At 37.6% G+C, this 24,612-nt stretch carries 22 protein-coding genes; 13 read left to right on the forward strand and 9 right to left on the reverse strand.

Features of this window, described 5'->3' with window-relative positions; genetic code table 11:
• Window positions 1-78 precede the first annotated feature (78 nt).
• Window positions 79-513 carry a hypothetical protein gene (locus RAH34_RS21225; RefSeq protein ID WP_306597454.1) on the reverse strand — a complete coding sequence of 145 codons (435 nt, stop codon included), beginning with the start codon at window positions 511-513 and terminating at the stop codon, window positions 79-81.
• Between the two features lie 217 nt (window positions 514-730).
• On the opposite strand from RAH34_RS21225, the gene RAH34_RS21230 reads away from it, so the two are divergent.
• From RAH34_RS21230 to RAH34_RS21240, 3 genes are all read left to right on the forward strand, one after another.
• Entirely contained in the window at window positions 731-1,642 is a 912-nt protein-coding gene (locus tag RAH34_RS21230) for an SDR family oxidoreductase (protein ID WP_306597455.1), read from the forward strand.
• 225 nt (window positions 1,643-1,867) lie between these two features.
• Complete coding sequence (locus tag RAH34_RS21235) at window positions 1,868-2,788, forward strand: AraC family transcriptional regulator (protein WP_306597487.1); 921 nt, start codon at window positions 1,868-1,870, stop codon at window positions 2,786-2,788.
• Between the two features lie 176 nt (window positions 2,789-2,964).
• Window positions 2,965-4,473 (forward strand): adenosine kinase, encoded by a 1,509-nt coding sequence (locus RAH34_RS21240; protein WP_306597456.1) that lies wholly within the window; start codon window positions 2,965-2,967, stop codon window positions 4,471-4,473.
• Window positions 4,474-4,646: 173 nt separating this feature from the next.
• Here the strand turns inward: RAH34_RS21240 and RAH34_RS21245 are convergent, their stop codons facing one another.
• Both RAH34_RS21245 and RAH34_RS21250 read right to left on the reverse strand, forming a co-directional pair.
• Entirely contained in the window at window positions 4,647-5,858 is a 1,212-nt protein-coding gene (locus tag RAH34_RS21245) for a winged helix-turn-helix domain-containing protein (RefSeq protein WP_306597457.1), read from the reverse strand.
• Window positions 5,859-5,968: 110 nt separating this feature from the next.
• Window positions 5,969-6,916: a beta-1,6-N-acetylglucosaminyltransferase gene (locus RAH34_RS21250; RefSeq protein ID WP_306597458.1), complete on the reverse strand. Its 948-nt coding sequence runs from the start codon at window positions 6,914-6,916 to the stop codon at window positions 5,969-5,971.
• Window positions 6,917-7,345: 429 nt separating this feature from the next.
• Here RAH34_RS21250 and RAH34_RS21255 point away from each other — a divergent pair, with 429 nt between their 5' ends.
• The 3 genes from RAH34_RS21255 to RAH34_RS21265 all read left to right on the forward strand — a co-directional run bounded on the left by RAH34_RS21255 (window position 7,346) and on the right by RAH34_RS21265 (window position 9,138).
• Complete coding sequence (locus RAH34_RS21255; protein ID WP_306597459.1) at window positions 7,346-8,077, forward strand: DEAD/DEAH box helicase; 732 nt, start codon at window positions 7,346-7,348, stop codon at window positions 8,075-8,077.
• Between the two features lie 55 nt (window positions 8,078-8,132).
• Window positions 8,133-8,327: a cold-shock protein gene (locus tag RAH34_RS21260; protein ID WP_123279622.1), complete on the forward strand. Its 195-nt coding sequence runs from the start codon at window positions 8,133-8,135 to the stop codon at window positions 8,325-8,327.
• Between the two features lie 349 nt (window positions 8,328-8,676).
• A complete protein-coding gene (locus tag RAH34_RS21265) occupies window positions 8,677-9,138 on the forward strand; it encodes a MaoC family dehydratase (RefSeq protein WP_120231731.1) in 462 nt (153 codons plus the stop codon).
• A gap of 105 nt (window positions 9,139-9,243) precedes the next feature.
• On the opposite strand, the gene RAH34_RS21270 is transcribed toward RAH34_RS21265, so the two are convergent.
• Entirely contained in the window at window positions 9,244-10,206 is a 963-nt protein-coding gene (locus RAH34_RS21270; RefSeq protein WP_306597460.1) for a zinc-binding dehydrogenase, read from the reverse strand.
• 49 nt (window positions 10,207-10,255) lie between these two features.
• Window positions 10,256-11,233: an alpha/beta fold hydrolase gene (locus tag RAH34_RS21275; RefSeq protein ID WP_306597461.1), complete on the reverse strand. Its 978-nt coding sequence runs from the start codon at window positions 11,231-11,233 to the stop codon at window positions 10,256-10,258.
• Between the two features lie 94 nt (window positions 11,234-11,327).
• On the opposite strand from RAH34_RS21275, the gene RAH34_RS21280 reads away from it, so the two are divergent.
• The 4 genes from RAH34_RS21280 (at window position 11,328) to RAH34_RS21295 (ending at window position 13,883) form a co-directional block, all read left to right on the forward strand.
• Complete coding sequence (locus tag RAH34_RS21280; RefSeq protein ID WP_306597462.1) at window positions 11,328-12,191, forward strand: LysR family transcriptional regulator; 864 nt, start codon at window positions 11,328-11,330, stop codon at window positions 12,189-12,191.
• Window positions 12,192-12,214: 23 nt separating this feature from the next.
• Complete coding sequence (locus tag RAH34_RS21285; protein WP_306597463.1) at window positions 12,215-12,367, forward strand: hypothetical protein; 153 nt, start codon at window positions 12,215-12,217, stop codon at window positions 12,365-12,367.
• Between the two features lie 77 nt (window positions 12,368-12,444).
• Window positions 12,445-13,002, forward strand: coding sequence for a Crp/Fnr family transcriptional regulator (locus RAH34_RS21290; protein ID WP_114821837.1), 558 nt, complete (start codon window positions 12,445-12,447; stop codon window positions 13,000-13,002).
• A gap of 77 nt (window positions 13,003-13,079) precedes the next feature.
• Complete coding sequence (locus RAH34_RS21295; RefSeq protein ID WP_306597464.1) at window positions 13,080-13,883, forward strand: SDR family oxidoreductase; 804 nt, start codon at window positions 13,080-13,082, stop codon at window positions 13,881-13,883.
• A gap of 340 nt (window positions 13,884-14,223) precedes the next feature.
• On the opposite strand, the gene RAH34_RS21300 is transcribed toward RAH34_RS21295, so the two are convergent.
• Window positions 14,224-14,364 (reverse strand): hypothetical protein, encoded by a 141-nt coding sequence (locus RAH34_RS21300; RefSeq protein ID WP_162800955.1) that lies wholly within the window; start codon window positions 14,362-14,364, stop codon window positions 14,224-14,226.
• A gap of 73 nt (window positions 14,365-14,437) precedes the next feature.
• Entirely contained in the window at window positions 14,438-14,956 is a 519-nt protein-coding gene (locus RAH34_RS21305) for a GNAT family N-acetyltransferase (RefSeq protein WP_306597465.1), read from the reverse strand.
• A gap of 476 nt (window positions 14,957-15,432) precedes the next feature.
• Between RAH34_RS21305 and RAH34_RS21310 the strand changes: the two genes are divergently transcribed.
• Entirely contained in the window at window positions 15,433-17,103 is a 1,671-nt protein-coding gene (locus RAH34_RS21310) for a lamin tail domain-containing protein (RefSeq protein WP_306597466.1), read from the forward strand.
• A 112-nt stretch (window positions 17,104-17,215) separates the two neighbouring features.
• Here the strand turns inward: RAH34_RS21310 and RAH34_RS21315 are convergent, their stop codons facing one another.
• Window positions 17,216-17,692, reverse strand: coding sequence for a hypothetical protein (locus RAH34_RS21315; RefSeq protein WP_306597467.1), 477 nt, complete (start codon window positions 17,690-17,692; stop codon window positions 17,216-17,218).
• 512 nt (window positions 17,693-18,204) lie between these two features.
• Between RAH34_RS21315 and RAH34_RS21320 the strand changes: the two genes are divergently transcribed.
• Entirely contained in the window at window positions 18,205-19,575 is a 1,371-nt protein-coding gene (locus RAH34_RS21320; protein WP_306597468.1) for a hypothetical protein, read from the forward strand.
• A 242-nt stretch (window positions 19,576-19,817) separates the two neighbouring features.
• On the opposite strand, the gene RAH34_RS21325 is transcribed toward RAH34_RS21320, so the two are convergent.
• Complete coding sequence (locus tag RAH34_RS21325) at window positions 19,818-22,214, reverse strand: TonB-dependent receptor plug domain-containing protein (protein WP_306597469.1); 2,397 nt, start codon at window positions 22,212-22,214, stop codon at window positions 19,818-19,820.
• Between the two features lie 487 nt (window positions 22,215-22,701).
• Here RAH34_RS21325 and RAH34_RS21330 point away from each other — a divergent pair, with 487 nt between their 5' ends.
• On the forward strand, window positions 22,702-24,612 hold the full coding sequence (locus tag RAH34_RS21330; protein ID WP_114821803.1) for an amidohydrolase: 1,911 nt from the start codon (window positions 22,702-22,704) through the stop codon (window positions 24,610-24,612).

A 24,612-nucleotide genomic window follows, 5' to 3' on the forward strand; every position in this document is an offset into this window, starting at 1 on the left:
AATTGAAAAAATAGAGTTACCGGCTCTCATCATAAAGAATGAAAGCAGATAAGGTTTTCGAAAAAATTAGTATAAAAATCACAGGCGGATGACCCTGTACTGGAGGTACAGATCATCATGTAAGGTCTTTAAATGTTCTGATTGAGCAAGTGAAACAGCAATTTGTCTGTTGTGAAATGTAGTGACAAAGCCTGAAATAAGATGCCAGAAGCCATCTTTGAAAAGAGCAATAAGTTCTGTAGATCCCGATGATTCTACATTGTCGTCATTTTCATTATCATTTTCAGAAAGGTTTGCTCTGATTTTGTTGTAGCGGGGATGGCTGACATTGTAAGCATCATTGGCCTCATGATTTTTGAGAAAGGCAAAAGATTCTTTGAAACTCTTTTTCTGATGAACAAGAAGATCAGTGGTAAAATGAAGATCAGAAGAAATATCCGTTGAAATATACTGCTGAATTTGCCCATAGTACCATCCTAAAACGGTAAGCAACGCAAATAATAAGCTGTACAAATATTGATAAAATCTTTTCCGCATCCAGAGGCAAAGGTAGGTAAAGTTCAAAATAAGTGCAACCGTTAAAGATTAAAAAAGTGTTAAAAAGCAGGCTGTTTTATTGAAAAAATAAAGGTATTTCTCGTTTATGCTTTTTTGGCTAAAGAGAAGATAGATCCGGCGAAGTCTTCTTTACTGGCATTTCGGAATTTTACCCCAACAAAAAATTAAAGAAATGAATATTGTTTTAACAGGTTCCATCGGGAACATTGGAAAACCACTTACAAAAGAACTGGTAGAGAAAGGACACACCGTAACGGTAATAAGCAGTACTGAAAAGAGAAGGGAAGCCATTGAAGCTTTGGGCGCAAAAGCAGCTATCGGCAGTATGTTTGATCCTGATTTTCTAACCAAAACATTCACAGGAGCAGATATTGTGTATCTGATGGAAACCATGGAAGCAGCAGGTGATTTATTTGATAAAAATATTGATTTTATTGAAAAAATCAGTGAAATTGGTCATCATTACAAAGGGGCTGTGGAACGTTCGGGGGTTAAGAAAATAATCCATCTTAGCAGTATCGGAGCGCACACGGATAAAGGAACGGGCATTATTGTATTTCATCATCATGTAGAACAGATTTTAAAACAGCTTCAGGATGATGTTAGCATTAAATTTATCCGTCCGGTAGGCATTTATTTCAATATGTTTTCATTCATCAGCACAATTAAAAATAAAGGAGCTATTATTTCCAATTGGGGAGGAGATCAGAAAGAGCCCTGGGTTTCTCCGTTGGATATTGCAGCTGTTGTAGCGGAAGAAACAGAAAAACCATTTGTAGAACGAACAGTACGTTATGTCGCCAGTGATGAAGTTTCTCCTGATGAAATTGCAAAAGCATTGGGTAAAGCAATTGGAAAGCCGGATCTTGAGTGGAAAATAATCTCCGATGAAGAATTATTGAAAAACTGGCTGGATATCGGTTTCAATGAACAGGTGGCTAAGGGTTTTGTAGAAACACAGGCAAGCCAGGGCAGTGGCATTCTCTACGAAGATTACGATCAGCATCAGCCTGTCTTGGGGAAAGTAAAGTTGGCAGACTTTGCAAAAGAATTTGCTGAAGCTTATCAAAATGATGAAGCGTAAATAGTGAACCGCAAAAGCCACAAAAGTTTTTAAGCATTTTAGTAATAAAAAGAGTATATTCTTACGCTGAAGAGTACACCTAAGAATAAAACAACGCACTCCTTTAACCACAAACATCTGTGAAAATCAGTGCAATCTGTGGGAAAATATAAACCACAAAAGTTTAAGCAATATTCAGGGAAAAATGGCAGCATTCACTGTAAAACAATTTGTAATTTTATAGATATGGAACAGCGGGCTATAAAAAGAATAAAAACCATCACAGAATTTCACCGTTCTAGAGGATTGCCTCCTCCTGAACATCCGTTGATCAGTGTAATTGATTATAAAGAGGTAAAGCGACCCGCTGATATCGGTGAGGTCAACTGGATGCTGGATTTTTATCAGATTTCTTTAAAAACAGGCATGAATGGGAAGTTGAAGTACGGCCAGCAGGAATATGATTTTGATGAAGGAACGCTGTTTTTTATTTCCCCAAAGCAGATTTTCAGAATAGAAGCAGATCCCAACGTGCAGGAAAACCAATCCGGCTGGATGCTGCTGATTCACCCGGATTTTCTATGGCATACTTCGCTGGCGAAGACCATCAACCAGTATGATTTTTTTGATTATTCGGTGAACGAAGCTTTATTCCTTTCAAAAAAAGAAGAACTTACCATCAATGGAATTCTAGAAAATATTGAGCGGGAATACCATTCGGTGGTTGATAAATTCAGCCAGAATATTATCATTTCCCATATTGAAACCTTACTTAATTATTCAGAAAGATTTTATGAGCGTCAGTTTATCACCAGAAAAGTGACTCATCATACCATTCTCAACCGTTTGGAAGTTTTGCTGGAGGATTATTTCAATGATCATGATTTAATATCAAAAGGATTGCCTACCGTACAGTTTGTGGCCGATGAGCTTGGTATTTCTCCCAATTATCTCAGCCGTTTATTGAAAACGCTTACCGGACAGAGCACTCAGCAGTTCATTCATGATAAACTGATTAAAAAAGCAAAAGAAAAGCTTTCTACCACCAGCTTATCCGTAAGTGAGATTGCTTATGAACTAGGTTTTGAGTATCCCCAATCCTTTACCAAGCTGTTTAAAAATAAAACCAATCTTTCTCCCCTGGAGTTCAGGACTTCTTTTCAGTAAAAAACACAGAATCAACTTTAATAGGTTAGAAAAAGAAATATCGGAAGGTTTTTTTACAAAAAAATTAATCTTATTTTTGAATTAGCTATATTTTGCACAATTTTTGCTATAACAAGCTACTTTTATTTTATCGGTTTAAAACATAACTGATAGTACAAACCCCTCCAATATTTAGTATGATGAAAAAATACCTTATTTATATATCGCTTTTTGCAGCACCCTTATTTTGGGGGCAAGGTAAAGTGACTGAAGAATCTGCATACCAACAAAACCTGGCGTTATCAGAGAAAGAAAATGCAGCCATGGCATTTGATGCTGACATAAAATTGTCCGATGCAGAAATGACTTTGGATAAAAAACTCTTCCAGATTCGTAAACAGTTTCTCAATGAATCGGAAGCAAAGAAAATATCTTTATATAACAGCTCTTTTAATGAATTAAAACCATTAATAGAAAGCAGCAAAATGTTTGAAATCCTTCAGACCATGCCGAAAGGAGGTCTGTTGCATACCCACAGTGGGGGAATTACAGACGTGAAATGGATTATTTCGGCTGCCAGAAAATATCAGGAATGCTATGTTTTCGATCAGAAGGATAATGATCAGTATATTTCCGGACAGCTGGCCTTTTTTGAAAAAGGAAAAGTTCCGGAAGGATTTGTAAGCCTTGATAAAAAGCTGACCTCAACACCCGGTTTTGAAAAGGAGTTGGAAAACCTTCTTACGCTGAAACGTGATAACTTTTGCTCTTACACAGATTATTGGATTGAATTTGAAAAACGTTTTAAGCGCATCGGTCTGCTGCTTCCGTACCGTCCTTTCTTTAAGGCATATTATCTGAAAGGATTTCAGGATTTGATAAAAGACAAAGTACAGCACGTAGAAATCAGATATATCTTTGATGAACTTTATGATTTTCAGCATGGAAAATATCCTTTGAAAACTACAATCACAGATCTTCAGGATATTCTTAAAGAAGTACAGAAATCATACCCGCAGTTCACTCTGAAACTGATCTATTCAAGCTTCAAATTCTTTGATAATGAAAACATTGAAAAGCAGCTGGAAACGGCATTTGAAATGAAGAAAGAATTTCCGGATATGATCTCAGGCTTTGATCTTGTGGCAGATGAAGCAGCAGGGCATCATATCAGCTTTTTTGAGAAAAGCTGGTCAAAAATGAACATACTTAGTAAAAAATATGGCGTGGAACTGCCTCTTTTCCTTCATGCAGGCGAAAGTACTTCTATCCTGAATAAAAATATTCTGGATGTAGCGCTGCTAAACAATAAGAGAATCGGTCATGGACTGAACCTGATCTATTTCCCAAAAACGATGGAACAGATCAGAAAACAGGATAGGCTGGTAGAGGTAAGTCCACTTAGTAATCAGATCTTAGGATATGTAAGTGACTTGAGAAATCATCCGGCAAGAGTCTTATTGAGCAATGGAGTACAATGTTCCATTAACAGTGATGATCCTTCAGTGTACGGATACACAGGTCTGAGCTATGATTTTTGGGTAACACAGATCTATTGGGAACTTAATGTGAAAGCATTGAAAAAACTGGTTTTTAATTCCATTAATTATTCTTCTATGAACGATGGTGAAAAAAAGAAAGCAATAACTTATTTGAACCAGCAATGGAATGATTTTGTTCAGAAAACAAATCAGAAATTAAATTAATCGGAATTATCCTGAAAAAAGAGGCTGTCTCAAAAGTGTCATTCTGAATGAAATGAAATGTAGTGAAGAATCTCATATATTTGGTTATCAATAAGATTCTTTCTTCGTCAGAATGACAAAAGCCAAGTTATTTGACCTTTGAGACAGCCTTTTGTCTTTTAAATAGCTATCGATTACTTTTTAAACTTTAATCTGGACAATTCCTTTTTTACAGAAGAACCCAGCTTTGATGGACTTACTTTAGTCAGAACCAAAGATTCGCAACCATTGAAAATGGCAAAACGTTTTATGGTTTCTGCAAAAGGCTTAAGCCATAAATCAAGGTCAATAGTACTGTTTTCAATATGTAAATGAATAAGCTCCAGTTTTTTTTCTTTTCTGTGAGCTTTACAGTCAACCCTTCCGATAAACTGATCTGCAAACAGGATAGGCAGGCAGAAATAACCGTACTGTCTTTTTTCCTTTGGAGTATAGCATTCCAGACGGAAATCAAAATCAAAAATCTGTTTAATCCGCTCCCGATGAATAATGGAATTGTCAAACGGAGACAGAAGCCATACACTGGAACTTGCCTGGTCAAATGTTCTTTCCAGCATTTCATTTTGAACAAAAACAGAAGATCCTCCTTCAATAGTCACTTTTGATATTTTATCTTCTTCAAGCATCATCTGTAAAACCTTATTGACATTCGTTTTTAAATCATTTCCTTTTCTGAGGTGAGTGATTTGTTTTAACGTTGTAAATCCATACGCTCGCAGATTGGTTTTCACCAGATATTCAGCAAACTCAAGTGGAGTAGGTTCCGTAGTGTCGATGAAGGATGGCAAAACCCTTTCAGCCAGATCATAGGTCTTCTGCATTCCGGAACGTCCGCTGATCATCAGGTCTCCCTGCATGAAAAGTCTTTCAAGAGCGAGTTTGGCAGGTTTCCAATTCCACCAGCTTCCTGCTTTATGGCTTTCATTTTCAAAATCTCTTGCTCTTTTAGGCCCTTCATTACGGATGTTATCTACTACATACTTCATCACTTTAGGATCAGCATTGTAATAACGGGATTCCCCTCTTTTAATCATCAGCATCTGAGGCAAAACATATCGGAAATCCTGCATCGGAAGGTAAGAAGCAGCATGAAACCAATACTCAAATACTTTACGTTCTTCTACCAGTTCTTCCAGATCATTTGCCCGAAAATCCGGAATTCTTGTCCAGAGTGTATGATGATGCGCCCGCTCTACCATAGATAACGTATCAATCTGTATATATCCGAGATGTTCCAAAGCGTTCAAAACTGCAGTTTTTCCGGTTCCGAATGGTGTATTTTGTGTTAATCCCTGACTGTCTAATGTTAGCAGTTTTAAGTGTTCCGGTGTCAGCTTCTTTTCCATATTTTAATTTGAATAAAGCACGTTTGATGATGTTCCTCCAAATATAATGATTTGGCAGAAAAACATTAAAGACTATCTGACTTAAGTATATTGAGGATGAAGTGCAAAAATCAGTTGTTTTGACGGTTATTTCTTTTCAATTCTCTTTCTACTTCATTTATATAAGGAAGGGGAGTAAGGTAGCTTTCTTCAATATACTTTCTGATACTTTCATCCGTTTTTTTGTTAACCTTTCTGATGAAAAGCTGATTACCGGATTTTAATGATTGAATATAATTGAATGTATTCTGTGTATTTTGAAAAAAGGAGGTCTCAAGTACTGCTCTTTTATCATCATTGACGATAATATCATTGAACGATGTATTCATAAGAACAGTCTGAAAAAATGAATCTGCAGGTAAAAAAGTATGAAGATAATAGTCTTCAAAATCCATTACCATTTTGTTGTTTGTTAAAAATAAGCAGGTTTCTCTTGTAAACATAAACCATTTACCACCTATATAAGGAATCACATCTTTCATAAAAGATCTTTTGTAGATGAAAGATGAAATAACATAAGCCAATTCTGTAAAGTGATTTTGTATTCTTTTCAGCGTGTCGGGTCTGTAAAACTTCTGATCATAATAAAAAAGATAATTCCTGCCTTTATTGGTCGTAAGAAATTTACGGATAATATTTTGTGATTTCAGTGGATAATCTTCACCGCTCAGATTAATAAAATAATCCCATTCTTTGCTTACATTCAGGAGGAATTCCATAGCGTTCAATTCTGCCTGAACGATGTTGAAACCTCCCGAAACTATATTCATACTGTCCAGAATATAGACATTGGGAAAATGAACGATATAAAGTTGTATTTCTTCAATGAACTCTTGTTTCGCTTTTTTATCAATATGGATAAGATAAAACTGATCCCTTGTATAGATTTTCTCAAACATGCTTTTAAATACTTCAGGTTTATGATGTATCATAATGAAATAAGCAATTCTTACATGTGGGCCGGAATGGGATTCTGATATTCTGGGAGCAGATTGAGGGATGGGGGAGGAAGCTTGCATATTCCGGAGTTTAAAATCATCCGCGTCAGCAAATAATTTGGTTAATTTGCAGAAGGTACGAATAAATTTTTGATAATCAGTTGATTAAATAAGGTGGTGTTCGTTTTTTTTATTGTAGGTTTGCAGAACATTTATAAAAACAGGTCACTGCCTTTGCTATTCTGTCATAGTTTAAAATCACTTTTTTCTTTCAGTTTTGCTTTTTCAGCTACCAATTTATAGCCTTTGTTTTCATAGTGGAAATAAGAGATTATAAAGTTCTATTGTAGATAAGAGCGACACGTTATTGCCGGGCCATTCGTAATATAGATAAAAATATTATTGTAGCTGAAGCAAGAGAAAGATGAACAGAAAAGAATACTCTTTTGTTTGTCATTATAATATACCGATTCAAATTCTGATCAACAGATTTGTTTTAAGATACCGGGAATGCCGGAATTTATAATGAATTTTAAAAATTTAAATCTAATTAATCCTATTATCCGTGCAGTGACAGAAGCCGGATATTCCAGGCCTACTGAAATACAGTATTCTGCAATTCCGTATATTTTGGCAGGAAGAGATATTATAGTGTCTGCACAGGCAGGTGCTGGAAAAACAGCTGCATTTGCGATGCCTATTTTACAGCTGCTGAAAAGACAAACTCCGGATCATAAAGAAATAAGAACTTTAATACTTACACCCACTCAGGAACTGGCAATACAGATAGAAGAGAATTTTAAAATCTACAGTAAATATTTACCATTATCTCTGCTTTCTATTTATGAAGGGGTTTCCATTGGAAGCCAGCTTGCTGCACTGAGAAAAAGAGTAGATGTTCTTGTGGCAACACCCGGAGGATTGCTTGATGTAGAAAATCAGAGACATATTGATCTTTCTAAAATTGAGCTGTTTGTTTTAGATGATGCCGATAAAATGCTTGATATGGGATTCGCTAACCATATAAAAAAAATATTAAATCTGGTTTCTCATAGAAGACAAAACCTGCTTTTTTCTGCTGCAATGCCGGGAAGTTTAAAATATTTCGCCAAAGCAATCCTGAACAAGCCTGTAGAGATTATTGCAGATCCTGCATCTTCAATACCACAGACGATGAAGCACCCGGATCTTAAAAATATTCAACCATTGATGGGAAGCACAATACCTCTCAGAATATCATAAATAAAATCTGTAGCGTTTACAGATCATAATACACAATTTTTTAATAACAATTACAATGCAAGAAGGCACCGTAAAATTTTTCAATGAAGCAAAAGGCTTCGGTTTTATTACTCCGGCAGACGGAAGTAAAGATATATTCGTACATTCTTCAGGATTAAACACAAGAATGATCCGTGAAAATGATAAAGTAGTTTTTGATATACAAAAAAGCGATAAAGGTTTAAATGCTGTTAACGTAAAGTTGGCATAATAAAAGTCTTAATTGCAAATATGTTGAAATAATATACTTTGCCATATCAAGCCTCATATTTTATATTTTTTCTTATTCAAATCCATGAAACTTCTGGATCTGGATATATTGTCTGAAAGAACATTGATGTAATACGGATTACTTTTTATTTTCATGATGTTCATTAGCCTCTTACTTTTATGTAAGAGGTTTTCAGGGATTTAAGAAAATAAGGTAGCAATTGGTCTGAATATTGACAGACTAAGAGCAGATGCCTGAGACATAAATATGCAGACTTAATATACACTCGGCTACGGTGATAATGATTGAGCTGTACATATTGTAATTCCTAAAAGGTTCAGAAAAAGATATGATTATTATTAATAATTTTAATGAGTATAAGTCTCTTGAAGGGCAAATGCTGGGAGATTCTGCCTGGCATACGATAAGTCAGGATCAGATTAATAGATTTGCAGATGCCACCCTGGATCAGCAGTGGATTCATACAGATCAGAAAAAGGCAGAGAAAGAAGGCCCTTTTAAATCAACCATTGCTCATGGGTATTTAACATTATCTTTGATTCCCTATCTCTGGAAACAGATTGCAGATGTGAGAAATGTAAAAATGGAAATCAATTACGGAATAGAAAATCTTAAGTTTGGAGAAGCTGTTCCCGTAAATAGTGAGGTAAAACTACAGGCAACCGTAAAATCTGTTACTAACCTCAGAGGAACTGTAAAAGCAATCGTGGAGGCCAAACTTCTGATTAAAGACCATGTGAAACCTGCCTATACTGGAGATGTGATTTTCCTTTATCATTTTAAAGATTGATTTTATTGTGAGTGTTCAGGTTGTTAATATTTTGCATTTTACAAAATCGAAAACATCATTGAATACAATGATGTTTTCGATTTTGAAGACCTTCTTATAAAATAATTACACTGTAAGTACAATCTTCCCCAATAAAGGTCTGTCCCGTTTAGAATCCTCTATTCTTTGATGGGCTTTTTGAACCTCTTCAAGCGGATATATACTGTCTATCACAGGTTTTACTTGTCCGTTTTCAATTAATTCAGTGATCTGATGCAGCTCATCCCTGCTTTGTCGGGTAAAAACAAAATGATAGGTGGCATTTTTTTCCCAGGCATTGATAAGGTTTTGAGGTTGCGGAATATCTACCAGCGTTACCACAGAACCATAATCCGCTAAAGCAAGTGGACTGTCGGAAAGTGTTGTTCCTCCTACAGTATCAATAATTACATTTACACCCTTTCTTTTAGTATAGGTCTGTATTTCCTCGATCCAGTTTTCTTTATGGTGATCAATGACAACATCTGCTCCAAGGTTTTTTAATTCCTCATGCAGAATGCTTTGCCCGGTAGTGTAGACAAAAGCCCCAAATGCCTTGGCGATTTGTATGGCAAGAGTTCCAACACCTCCGGCTCCGCCAAGGATAAGAATGCTGTCTCCCTTTTTTAATTGAGCTCTTACCACAAGCATTTCCCAAACCGTTCCTCCGATAAGAGGAATGGAAGCAGCTTCTTCATAGCTGATGTTCTCCGGCATTCTGGATAGTGAAGATTCATCAGTAAGGTGATATTCCGTATAACTTCCGGAGCCGCCAAAGCGGGGAGAATAGTATACTTTATCACCAGGTTTCCATTGTTTGACCGCTTCACCTACTGCAATAATATCACCAGCGATATCATGACCCGTTATAATAGGGAGTTCGAAAAATGATGCATAATCTCCCCGTCTTATCTGATAATCAAGAGGGTTTATAGAAGTAGCCCTTACTTTTACTATTACCTGAGAAGGGTTGGTTATAATAGGAACAGGCATTTCCGCAAGCTGCAGAACTTCCGGTCCGCCATAGTTTTTAATGACAATTGTCTTCATAATGAAATGTTTCGCTTATTTCTTAAAATTGATTCAATAGTGATAGGTACTATCGAGGTAATGTCCCCATAAATTCAAAGATTTCAGCACCTATTTCTTCAGCATGGGTTTCCAGGGCAAAGTGTCCGGTGTCATAAAATTTTAATTTCGCTTCCGGTAAGTCCTTTTTATAAGCTTCGGCTCCTGCAGGTAGGAAATAGGGATCTTTGTTCCCCCATACCAGTAATAATTTGGGCAGATACTTTCTGAAATATTCATGGAATTTTGGATATAAAGCCACATTGGTTCTGTAATCTTTAACCAGATCCAGCTGGATTTCAATATTTCCAGGTCGGTCAAGGAATTTTTGATCAAGGGTATAGGCTTCCGGGGCAATCAAAGAAGGATCAGAAACACCATGCTGGTACTGAAACAAAGTAACTTCTTTAGAAACAAAACCTTTTAATGCAAGACGGTTGGCTTCCGTTGTGTCCTGCCAGTATTTTTGGATCGGATTCCATTCATTGCTTAATCCTTCTTCATACGCATTTCCGTTTTGTGAAACGATCCCTGTAATTTTCTCAGGATTGTTCATCGCGAGACGTAAACCTACCGGAGCACCATAATCAAAGATGTAAATAGCAAAACGTTTCATATTCAGCTTTTCTGTAAATGCCTGCATTGTTACTGCAAGATTGTCGAAGGTATAAGAGAACTCCTTATGATCCGGAGCTTCAGAATATCCGAATCCCGGCAGATCCGGTGCTACGACATGGTATTTTTTGCTCAAAATAGGGATTAGATTTCTGAACATATGAGATGAAGTAGGATATCCGTGCAGAAGAAGTATCGTTGGTGCATTGGCCGGACCTGATTCTCTGTAAAACAGATTTAAATCATTTACTTTGACGTTGCGGTAGTGAACAGGGTGATTTTCCATAATGTGATTATTTACATATAATTTTTGATTGTTTTGTGCCATTGTCATAGTGCCATTGAAAAGGGCAACTGATACACCTGCAATGAATTGTCTTGAAATTTTTTTCATTTATTTTTTTTGATAGTCCAAAATTAATACGGATATTTGATTATTAAAAACGATTAATTATAATGGATTGAATCACTAATAATGATTAATTAAAATGAACATTAATGATTTAAAAATATTTGAAGCCGTAGCTGAAACGGGAAGTTTTACAAAGGCAGCTTCTGTGATGTTTACGGTTCAGTCGAACGTTACGGCAAGAATAAAAAACCTTGAAGATGAATTTGATACAAAGCTTTTCTCCCGTACATCCAGAAGGGTAGAGCTTACTTCTGAAGGGATGATCCTGATGCAGTATTCAAAACAGATTCAGCATTTGGTGGAAGAAGCAAAAAATAATATCCGGAGTGGTGATAATATCAGAGGATGCCTGAAAATAGGCTGTATAGAAACAACCATGGCCTTAAAAGTTCCGGAAATCCTCAATACTTTTGATGAAAAATATCCTGATATTGAGCTTGAGTTCAAATCAGATACCAGAGATTCAGTGCTGTCTGATGTTTTGAATTACAACCTGGATGCTGCCTTTGTTTCCGCTCCTGTGAATGCCAAAGGACTGGAGAAAATCTGCATTAAGGAAGAACAGCTTGTGATTCTGGCTTCCTCAAAAGGCCCGGATCTGCAGACATTGATGGATAAAGAACCCTTGAAAATAGTGGTTTTTGATGAAGGATGTATTTTCAGGGAAAGATTAGAATCCTGGTTAAGCCACAAAGGAATTCTTAATTATAAAAGTACAGTTTTGAATTCTATTGAAGGAGTCATCAACTTTGTGGAAGCAGGGTTGGGAGTCAGCATATTGCCGGAAGAAGTGGTTACTAAATATTATGCAGGAAGAGGAATTAAGACCTATGGACTGAATAAGCAGCTGGGAACGATGAATACCATTCTTGTTTTTAGAAAAGACGGACCGCAGTCAAGGGCATTACAATGTTTTATTGATATGCATTTAGAGGTATAAATTTTAACAGGAAAATAAAGGCTATGGCAAAAACTACCGAGACCCTTGATGAGTTTTACAGGAATAAATGTAGAACTTTATCAAGTGATTTTCCCCAAGATGATGGCAGTTTAATGTCTTTAGAACAGATACAATATTGGAAGGAACTTTCCTCATCTACAGATTTTAAAGAATAGCACTACAGTCATTTTAATAACATCATTTTTTACCAAATGGTAAATACGCCCAGATGATAATGGCTAACTTTGTTATCATGAAAGATTTTATAGAATATATCCTGCAGTTTGGTCATTTGAACCAGCAGCAGATAGACCTCATCACAAGCAAAGCAAAAGAGATTGAGCTGAGCAAGGATGAGTATTTTGCAGAAGCAGGAAAAGTCCTCAGGCAGGTAGGTTTTATTCTTGACGGGATCATTCGTATCTGCTATTATAACAATAAAGGGGAAGAAATTACCAAGATCTTTATTGAAGAAAAACATTTGCTCTTCAATCTGAAAAATGTGCCTTCTACAGAATATATTCAGGCCGCTACGGATTGTAAACTGCTGGTGTTTTCTAATCAGGATTGGAAAGAAATTTCAGATACCATTATCGACTGGGAAAATATTATTCAAAAAGTGACGAATAAAGCCCTTGCCCAAAAGCTGGAGAGAGTAAGTCCGTTAGTTTCTCAGGATGCTACCACACGCTATCTGGAATTTATGGAAAAATATCCCACATTGGTCAATCGTATTCCTTTGTCTTACATTGCTTCTTATCTCGGGATTACCCAGCAGTCATTAAGCAGAATCAGAAAAAATATCCGGTAAGATGCTTTTTACCAAATGGTAAACAGGTTCTTTTTTTATCGTTGCAACTTTGCAATATCAATCTAAAATAATAAAAAATGAACCCAACAATTTTCATTACCGGCTCTTCATCAGGACTGGGAAAAGCCACCGCCAAACTATTTGCCTCAAAAGGCTGGACGGTAATTGCTACCATGAGGCATCCCGAAAAGGAAACTGAACTTACAGAATTTCCCAACATCCATCTCCTGAAATTAGATATCAGTGATCCGAAACAGATTTCCGGCATTGCTTCAGAAGCAGAAAAAATAGGTCCGGTAGACGTAGTCCTTAATAATGCTGCTTACGGACTTATGGGACCTTTTGAAGGAATTGAAGATGAACAGCTTGCCAGCCAGATCAATACCAATTTCTTAGGAACACTACTGGTAACAAAGGCATTTCTTCCGTATTTAAGAGCCCGAAAAAATGGAACAATTATTACCATAACATCATCTACTGCCAATATTCCTTACCCGTTTGTTTCCGTATATGCTGCCACAAAATCTGCATTGGAAAAATGGACAGAAGGAATGAGTTACGAACTGAAAGAGTGGGGGATCAGGAGTAAAACAGTAGTTCCTGCTTATATGCAGACCCATTTCGGAAGCAATGCGCAAATGGTTTCCCATCCCGATTACCAGCCTGTTTTTAATCAATATATAACAGCCATGAGAACGGATTCATCTGCCAAACGGGATGCTCCTGAAACCATTGCTGATATCGTGTATGAAGCCGCTACAGACAACAAAAAGCAGCTTCATTATATTGCTGGTGAACTGGCAACTTCTGAATATGAATGGCTGAGAAAAGAAGGTATAGAAACGGTAATTAATAAGATGAATGAACGCTTTTTTGGTTAATATGCATCGCAATTACTGTAGTTTAAATTTTTAGGTGGCATTTATCATTTTTGCTGTTGCAAAGTTGAATGGATAATGGGCAGTTAAAAATGGATGTTTTTTATATTACATCCTTACAGAGAATAGTTTACGGCTACCTGATTATGAGTCAGGTATCTGAGAAATGGAAATATTTTGTGAGGCAGATCTGATGATCTGCTGAGGGTTCGAGTCCCTTCTTCCAGGAAAGTTCAGAAGAGGGGTCGATTCCCTCCAACTCCACGAAAAGAGAAGCCTGGAGTTTGATTTTTAATTACAGTCATGGACAGTTAATCCTCAGCAGCAAGATGATAAAGGTGTACTATACTTTGGATATGGCCTGGTAGAATCCTGAGGCATTAACGAATATTCCGCCTTGAGGTTTCCAGCCGCGGAGGATGTAGTCGTTAACTTCCTTTTCTAAATTCTCTAAAATAAAATTGGAGAGTACTTTGTAATTCATGATGATAGATTTTAGTTTTATCGAAGATACGAATAATTCATTTATAGCCTATGCAGACGAATATCGTTTTCTTTTAATCATCAAGTCTGTAAATAAACTCCTCAATCTCTTTTTGTCTGGCATTAGCAAATCCTTTATCGGTACCGATTTTTACAAAACCACATTTTTCCAGCACCTTTTGTGAGCCGAGATTATCAAAGGCAACCCGTCCAAAAATGGGCCTTGCGGTTTCAAGGGTGAGAAAATCTTTCAAAGCGTTTGTGGCAATCCCTTTTCCCCAGAAATTTTTATCAATCCAATAGGTGATTTCTGCGTCACCTTCCATGATAAACCTGGCAATACTTCCAACGGTCACTGTTCCGGCAATGATCGTTTGGTTGTTCACTGTGGGGTCTGCCAGTAATTTGGTGAACTTGGCGATATAGGCTTCTTTATTCGCTGAATCTTTGGATGTAAATGCAGCGAGATGATTCGCTTCATCATCAAGCTGAAACTGAAAAAGAGTTTCTAAATCTTCCACTACAGTCGGCCTGAGTTTAATATCGTATTGAATATCTTTCATGGTGTGAGATAGGTGTTGGTTGGTTTTCAAATATAGAATTTATTTACGCTATTTGCTTAGTGGTCTGATCTTTAAAAATTAAATTACAGAAGATTTATTTTTCCCACAGATGGCACAGATTTTCACAGATGTTGATGTTTAAAATAATGTATTGTTTATTCTCAAGCATTTTAAAAATTTATGTGTACTTCTTCAGTGTGATGATATGCTCTTCATCTTACTAAAATACTTAAAAACTTTTGTGACTTTTGTGGTTTATATTTTCCAAGAGATAACGCATATTTTCACAGAAGCTTATGGTTAAAATGATGCGTTGTTTTTTATACGTACAAATGCCTATCGTCTACAGTACAAATACCTGGCTTCAAAATCGGAAATTTATACTCTGAAATCCGGTTTTTTTTCATCGTTACTTTGGTATGTTCAAAAGAAGCTTCAAAACCCTGAACAACGGCAGCATCCGAAAAGCCAGGAAAAGAGTAGGAACCATACCCAATATTATTATCATGAAAAATCCAGAAAATGTTGCTCCCTTTGTAGAAGCAGCACAAATTATTACAGAACTGAAAGACAGAGCCAATGATATTCTTGCCAGTGTGTTAAGTACAGACCTGTCTGCAATTACTATTAATGGAAAAGGAAATTTTCCTTATTACTGGCAGGACCCTTCTAACCTGAAGTTTAATAAGAAAACGTATGACTGGATCTCTTCCAATCTTAGAGCCAGTACTGAGCCTGTCCAGCTGGACCAGGTATTTACCAATTACTTTATTGACGCTTTCTCAAAAGTGAACTATTCCTTATCTGTAGAAGATACCGCTGTACTGAACGATGCGCATACAAGAGCTACAGATCAGCAAATGGCCTTACTTAATGCGTGGGTAGCTGCTTATAACACACTTCCTCCCGCTACTGATACTATGCAGCCTATTGATATCATTATGGATAAAATTGCTACAGAATGGGCTAATCCGGCTACTACTTTATACCAGATTCAGAAGAGTGATAACCTTGATGCATTACTGAATAAGACACCGGCAAGCGGCAAACCTATTATTCCTGTGCTGGCCAATTATCTGGATGCGCTGGGCGCCACGATATCTTTGCAGAACAATGTGACAATGAACAATGGCTACTTATCCAAAGCATTGAAGAATGTACAGAATCCTAAAAAAGAAAATGGGGGACTGCTCCTGAATGATGACAGTGTTTTACCGGCCTTTGAGGTGACCACGCCGCTTGACCAGATCTTAAATGGTCTTAAAAATACTTCTCAGACTGCTCAGATCGATATGGAAGTAAGCCGTGAATCTGATAGCCGTTTCCGGGTTTCCGTAGAAGGGAAAACGGGTTTTTCTATTCCTATCTTTGATTTCTTTACGCTGGGAATCGGAGGCAATGCCAATTATTTCAGTGAAGATATTGCGACAAGCAAAAACTCCATCCAAATATCCATGATGTTTACGGGGGTTACTCTTGTGAACTTTGGACCAAAAGATTTTAATATTGCCAGCAATATGTACTGGGCATGGTTTGATCCTATCCGTAAAGCACAGATCAACAGTCGTGACAAAGAGGAAGAAAAACATATCTCAGGATATAAGTTTTCTCCGGATCCGGGGATGAAATTCGGACCTGAAGGACCTTTCGGGTTACTGAATGGAGTAGCGATTTCCAATTATCCTACTGTAGAAATCACGGTAACAGGTGAAGATTATAAAAGTATTCAAAAAACTTTTGAGCAATCTTCTTCAGCCACGCTTTCTTTCTTAGGAATTCCATTGGCAAGCGTTAAAGAATCTACTTATTCATCTTCTATCTCCGTAGACCAATCCAAATCTACAATCAAGATCACACTCAGCCCTCCACCTAGTCTTGTGGCAGGTAACAACAGAGATTCCATAGCATGGGTTCTTGGTGCTATTGTGGATTATCCGGCTGAGGTGAGTGATGATGTTGAACTTCTTGGTGATGAAGAATTCATTGCTAAAGGAGCTTATCCCAACTATCAGCTGTATAAAGATAACCTCGGCACTACCTATTGCTCTGTGAAAAAAGTGAAATCGCACGCTGTAGGTGCTACATGGGTAAGTGAATGCCTTGCTGCCCATCCGGGAACAAGCCCTGCAGGAAAACCATGGACAAGCCCTAAACAATCTGGGGTAATCTGGCCTTAAACAACAAAATAAGTATAATAAAATAGACTGTCTCAACAAGGCAGTCTATTTTGCTATATTTTAATTCGAGTTTTTTTATTCTGTCAATTTTTCAGACTTTTTTGGTTGGGACCTATTTGACCAGAAGATAGATTCCCACTCCAATGGCAGCATAAGCTGTAACAGTAAGAATATCTGCGATAGGCTGTGAAAAACGTTTCTCTGCAATTCTCTCGCTGTTGATCTGGTTTTTATGGAATTTCAGACTTTTTTTAGCATTACGTACCGGATGGGCCACAAGACTGTCTCCTTCCCAACGGTCAACAATGATTTTATAACTCTTGCTATCTACTTCAATTCTGACATTTTTACCGGCAGCCAGTTTTTCCTGAATATTGACGGGTGCAGGAGCTGGCTGTGCACCAAGGTTTGGAGCGGCAGTGATTGTACCCATCATTTGAGAAGAAGTATTATTCGCTATGTCGGTATTCTTTCTAGCGCCCTGATTGCTGTTAGCAGCAGGAGCCGGATCTGCGGGCTTTTTTACCTGATAGGTATAGCAGCTGGTAAGTGTACATAATAGAATGATGAAATAAAGATTCTTTCGCATAAGCCAAATTTAAGAATTAAACGGAATATTTGAGAGTTTCTTTTGAAAGATGATGTTTTTTTTGAAATTCCCGTTGTTCCTGACATAAAAAATCTCCAGAGATTAACAGGGCTAAAGTAAAAAAACTAAAGTACTGTTTTCCTCCCTGTCAGGATTTTAAACCTTAGCAAAGATATTTTCCGTACAGAAGATAGGGCAATAGATTATTCTGATCAAAAAAAAATTTAGACCCTTTTGTTGTTCTTAATGTTTGCTTTGGAATACTAAAAAATCAGATGAGGAATTTGTACAAAAAATGAAAGAGGAAAACAGAATCAGATCTGTCACTTTTTAAAATCCATAGTCAGAACACGTTTACAACAGATTAATAATACAGCCAGCTTATATGTCGTATACAAGGGATAAATGCATCATTGATGTATGTATAATTTGTTAAAAATGCATTTTTGATGTATGTACATATTGTTGGTATGTCTCTTATCTCATTACTTTTGCGCCAACAAAATGATCAAATGATGGAAAAAAAAATTCTATTACTTGGAAGCTTTTTAATAAGCCTTCAGGTGTTCTCGCAAGTAGGTATTAATACACCAAATCCTCAGGCCAGCCTGGACGTCGTAGGTAAGCCCACCTCCACAAATGTATTTGATGGTATTATTGCTCCCAGAATTACGGGAGCACAACTCAGGGCAAAAGCATACACCCAAAAACAACAGGGAGCATTGGTGTATGTAACAGCTGCCGATACGGCTCCTGCCGGACAGACAGCAGAAGTAACCAGCACGGGGTATTTTTATTTTGACAGCAATCTGAACCGCTGGCAAAAGTTGAACTCAGGAACTGTCGCTGTAGGAGATCCTACGACAGATGCCTTTATTGATGATCCCGCCAATACAATGGTAAAATTAGGAGCAGCTTCTACAGGAACTGCCAGATCTTTATACACCGATTTTGTTATTAAAGACAATGGAAGAGTGGGAATAGGGACAGAATCCCCTGATACAGCGTTGCATATAAAGGAAAACGGCAATGCTGACAGTAATCAGTTGAAAGTGCAGTCAACCAATAGTGCTCCATTAATTAATCTGGAAAGAACAGCTGTCAATAATTTATCTTCCGGAGCAGAGCTTGGAAAATTGTCCTTTAACGGAAAGATTGCGGGAGCTAATTTTCCATTGGCAGGTATAAAAGCGAATTACTGGGGAAACGGGTTAACCAATTCTTCAGCTCTTACATTTTCTACCAGTGACCGGCCGGCTGTTGTCGTTAATGAAAACGGAGACATGGGAATAGGACGTAATGATACCAATTATGCAATGTCTCCTTCGCAAAAGCTTGATGTGGACGGAAATGTACGATTCAGAGGGGTTCCGTCATCCACAATGAACAGTACAGATATGTTAATGGCATTGGATGCTAACGGGGTTGCTAAAAAAGTAGATATTACAGCGCCAGCCAGTGTTTTGGTAGCAACAAGAACAGGACCTTCATTAAAATTGGCAGATGGCTCTGCAGCCATCATGTGGTTTGAGAATACCCATCTTTCTAATAATGCTTATCTCACAAGAATAGATAACGGTACCTTTCAGGCAACCAAAACTGGATTATACACTATAAACATTACGGCACATTTCGACCAGGTTCCTGAGGGAACAGTAGATGAAAGCCATTACAGAGGCGTAACTGTTGGGGTAAGGAATACTGGGGGAGACAAGCTTACCCAACAGTATGGATCTAATTATTTAGGCAATGGATATACCAATATTACGGCTGTTTTTATTTTGAATGCTGGAGAGCAATTTCATGCGTACAGCGCATGTAATAAAGGCGGATCGTACAGACAGATGGGAGCCACAATGTCTGTTGTTTACACTCCTTTTTAATCATAAGGATCTCTATTGAAATACAAAATAAGTTTTTTGCCTGTCTGGTATAAATTTTCAGGCAAAGGGGCTTATGCAGACATCCTTGTCAAGGTTTTAAACCTTGACAAGGATATTTTGTTGTTTTTAGAATGTTTGATTTGCCATGCTGGAAAATATGGGCAATTCATACAATGTCATAAAAAGAGACAAGTCTGTATTTAGACTTGTCTCTTTTATTATTTTCAAAACCTTTTTAAGGATTATTTTAAAACCTGTTGGTCATAAAGAATATTATCATCTTCATCAAAGCTTATGATTAACATTTTATATTGTTTTGCACTGTCGTTGTTGAAGAATTTAATTCTTGGCGGAACATAATCACTATCAAATAAATTAGGATTCCAGTACAGTGTTTCACGGGTATCATTTTCAATTTTTTCCGGAGCATCATCATCTATCATTTCAATAGGGAATTCTGAAGGGGTGTCATAGCCTTTGATGATGGATGAGTTGTTCTTTTTCGTTTCTTTTTCATTGGTTTTAGCCTGCATATTGCCCTTCATGGTGTAGATGGCTACGGCATCACCTACCAATCCTGATGCCTTAATGATTTTTACCATTGCAATATTATTCACAGGAAGGCTGGAAATCATGGTAGGGTCAGTAGGTACTTCATCCAAATAAAGTTTAGCTTGCTGGCCGCGGATATAAGGTACATTAGCCCCTGAGTTGTTTCTCTGAAATGTTAAGCCGGCAGCTTTTCCCTGCAGCCAGTCTAAAATATTGGTGTATCCCGAAGTGTTCTGATCTTCATTCACGAAATCGAATACGGTAGAGTTAACAGAACTGAACATTCCGCTGGACAACTGTTTATCCAGTTCAGCTTTTGGATCTTTCTTTTTTCCTACTAAAGCGACTTCCTGGATCTGTATATCATTATTCTCTTTCTTTTTTATATTTTTCTGAGTATTGATGGCTCTGGAAATAGTTGAAGGAAGAACTTTATTTTTATCAGCTTTTACCAACGTATATTTTGTAGCAGGAAAATTGCCTTTGAAGGTTGTAGGCGTAACTAAAGGTTCTATGGTGACAAACAAATCATCATTTCCTGATTCTTTATTTTCTGAATTCACAAAGGCTGAAATTTCCAGAGGTTCCTGATTGTTGAGGTTGTTTAAATAAATATACCCGCTCTGATCTGTTTTGAACTGACTGAATACAGGCTGGTTCTGCCCCGATTTCGATAATAAATTGACCGTTGTATTGACCAGAAGTGCATTATTTTTAACAGGTTTTACCCTGTAGGAAAGATACTGTTGAGACTGGGTTTTAATGGCTGGCGCAGCTCCGCTGAGTACAGTGTTCCAGTCGAATCTTTTCCAGTTTTCAGAAATAAGAAGAGCGTCCAAAGCTTCGGTATTGGCATTCTTAGAGAAGTATTGTGCCGGGCTGTCTATTCTTGTGGTAAAATCTCCCGTTAGCCAAAGACTGCTCAGAATATTTTCATCCTCAGGAGTTGGGGTACCATTATCTTCACTTACCACAACTGTATAATTTTTGAAATAAGATTCCGGAGAAAGATCAATACTGTTGAAAGCTCTTGGCGTTGGTTTTAAGCTCTGGCCTACTATTTCTGCTTTCTCTATCTTTAAATTACCGGGTTTTATAAAACAAAGCCTTTGTACAACAGGATTGTCCTGCTCATCAAAAATTATTAACTGCAAAATGCCATTCGCGCCGTTACTGATTTTTGTAGGAATAAGACTTGATGCTTCATTGGTAAGGTGGTTGATATTGGCTCTGTAGGCAAGATGATTATTGATGAGTCCGACAATTTTATAACCCTGAAGCTGCTGTTTCAGATTAACACCTTTTATATTATATTTTATCCCTTCTTTGGAACTTGAAACTTCTATATTCAGGCCGCTGTCTGCAACCTGTGGCAAATCTACTGTTTTACTTTTCCCGGTATTATCCTGAATGATAGCCTGGTATTTCTTTCCTGAAACAGGAGTTATCTTAAAAGAAGCCACATTTTTATCAAAAGATTTGAATGTAGCTACAGGGTTGTTAGGATTCTGGCTGTCTATTATTTTTCCGGACCAGTTTTCCGGGAGAGCAGAACCGGAAGATAACCTGACAGCAAATTTTGTAGGCGTACCGTTAATGAAAGTTCCGCCTTCCGGAAAAACTTTGGCAGACCAGTCGGAGCTTTTTGCAATGACCAGTGATTCTGCAGAGTTTGGATTGTAAACCGGAATTGTTTTAACAATTTGGAAATCTTCATTAAAATTGGTCATGTAAGGAGTGTAAGCTCTCACAAAATAAACCTGTTCGGGAAGGTCTTCTTTCAGCTGGAAATCCCCGTTTCCTTCACCATTTGTAAGAAGTACGGTTCTCCAGTCTATTAATTTTTTATCAGAATTATACAGCTCAACAAACAAGGTAGTGGATAATGTGGAGCGGTTGTATCCGTCAAACACAAAACTTTTGAACCAGATTTTATCACCAGCTGCATATTGCGATTTGTCGGTGAGCACATATACTTTCTCCTGCCCGTAATTATTCTCAAGATTAGCAATTGCTTTTTCCAGTTTGGTTTGCGCCAGTACAGGTTGTACCATCGAAAGAAGCAATACACAGAACATATTTTTCATAAAAATCTCAGCGCATTTTAATTCTTCGCTAATGTAGTCATTTATAGACTTCCGGAATTGATATTTAAGAAGTTATTTCACAACAGAGAAAAGAAAGTAATAATGTTTTTAATGCCGGAAATATCAGGACGCAGTGCATGATGTAGCATTAGAAAATACTCATGTGGGATCGTGAATTAAAAAGGAATGTGCTGTAAATTAAAATTTTAGACACTTAAAATTAATCAATATTGAGTGATAAAAAATATTTTGAATGAATATTTTTATTATTTTTATAAAATAAACTAAAACATGAAAATATATGAAATTTATTCACGTTCCCGAATTCAACCTAACCTAGTGCCTTAAAAATTCTCTTTCATTTAACCGATACGTTAGCCTCATCTGATGAGAGGCCTGCATTTCTATGCAGATCAGGATAAAGCCTGATTAAAAAACAACACCAACAAAATTAAGCTTAAACAAATCCTTAAATCCAATTATTCCTATGGAAAAATCACACAATCACACACATGGCTGCACTCATTGCTCTTGCCATAATCCTGTTCTGGATGTTCTGAAAGAAGAAATTTTCAGTGCAGAAAATATGACGAAACTCAATCCTGGTTCCGGAAAGGCAACCCACGAAAAACCCCAGACGCTGATGGTAAGCGGAGGAATTATCCGCCCTATGATTGGAGGATCAACTGCTACCGTTGAATCTGTTGGGATCGCTGATGGAAAAGTAGTGGTAACCGGTACAAAAGACCAGGTGGAAGAATACATGAAAGCGAACTATCAGGGGTTTCAAAGAAAAGAGCTGACCGGTGCTCAAACTTTACTCCCTGGTCTGATAGAGCCTCATGTTCATATGGTTCCAACAGCAATGATGCAGGGCTGGCTGGATCTTAGTCCTTTTGAAGGACAGAATTTAAAAGCGGTCTATGACTTAAACTCTGTGGGAACCATCATCAACAATCATATTCCTAAAATTCCGGGAACTGTTATTTTAGGGAGAGGACTAGACCCGTCATTAATGCCTTTCAAGGAGAAAGACGGCAAAAAAGAATTAATAACCATTGATAATATATTACTGGACAGTATTAATCATACTACAGAAATGATGCTGTTAAGTGCTTCCATGCACACTCTTTATCTGAATACCAAGGCGCTGGAATATGTATTTAAAAATAATTCCGATATCAGTAACGAGTATAAAACCGTTGAAAATTATATAGCTGAGACCAAAGGTCAGCTGCAGGAAGGCTTACAAATGACTCCTGCATTGAAGACGGTAAAGCTGCAGATCATTGCGATGAGCATAGAAATCAACAGGTATCTTACGAAACTTTTCAATACAGCCAATTCAAGAGGCGTTACTTTTATGTATGATGCCGGACTGAATAAAGGTTCAGAAATACTTTTAACCAAATATTTCGAAACTCACCCCGAACGGGTAAGAACTGGCGGCGCGTATCTTTGCTCAAGCCAGGAAGATGTTGACAACCTGGAGCCTTATCAAGAGCCGGAACACTATAAACCTGTATATTATGGGCATATTAAAGTGGTTTCAGATGGCTCCAACCAGGGACTGACAGGGTATCAGAGTGCTCCTTATCTGTGTAATCCTGCCAACAATACCGGAGTATTTAATTTTCCGCAGACAGGTATTCCTGCCCATACGATTCCGCCGGGCTATAATACATTAATCAACAGCGTGGTCGCTGTAAAAGGCTGGCCGCTGATGGTTCATGCCAATGGAGATCAGGCGGTAACATTTGCCATTAATGCGTATCAGCGTACTTTGGCTCAATATAGAGGACGGGAGCTTCGTAACCGTATAGAGCACTGCTCACTGCTTACATCAGAGCAAATTACCAATATGCTTCAAATGGGAGTTTCCCCAAGTTTCCTGATCGGCCACGTAGGCTACTGGGGATATGCTTTTAAAGAAGTGATATTCGGGGAAAAGGCACAAATGCTTGATCTTTGTGGTTCAACGCTTGCGGCAGGGATGAGAATTACCCTTCACAGCGATAATGAGGTGAGCCCTCTAGGTCCTTTGAGAATGATGGAACAGTCGATTACCAGAATTATGGAGAAAAATCCAAACGAGATTGAAGTCTTAAACAGTGCGGAACGTATTACTCCGGAACAGGCTTTGATTGCCGTTACTTATGATGCTGCCTGGCAGTGCTATGCAGACAAATGGGTGGGATCCCTAAACAAAGGCTACTTTGCTGATTTTGTTATTTTGGAACAGGATCCTCTTTCATTAAATACCCCTTCGTTACAATACATGAAAATGAGAGACATTCCGGTACTGGAAACCTGGGTAGGCGGTATACCTGTGTATGTGAATGATAAAGCCGTAAAAACAGCCACTGAAAAAGATATGCTTTTTTCAGATAATTCGTAG

Origin of the sequence: Chryseobacterium sp. WLY505 (assembly GCF_030846215.1) — a bacterium.
Classification (GTDB): Bacteria; Bacteroidota; Bacteroidia; order Flavobacteriales; family Weeksellaceae; genus Chryseobacterium.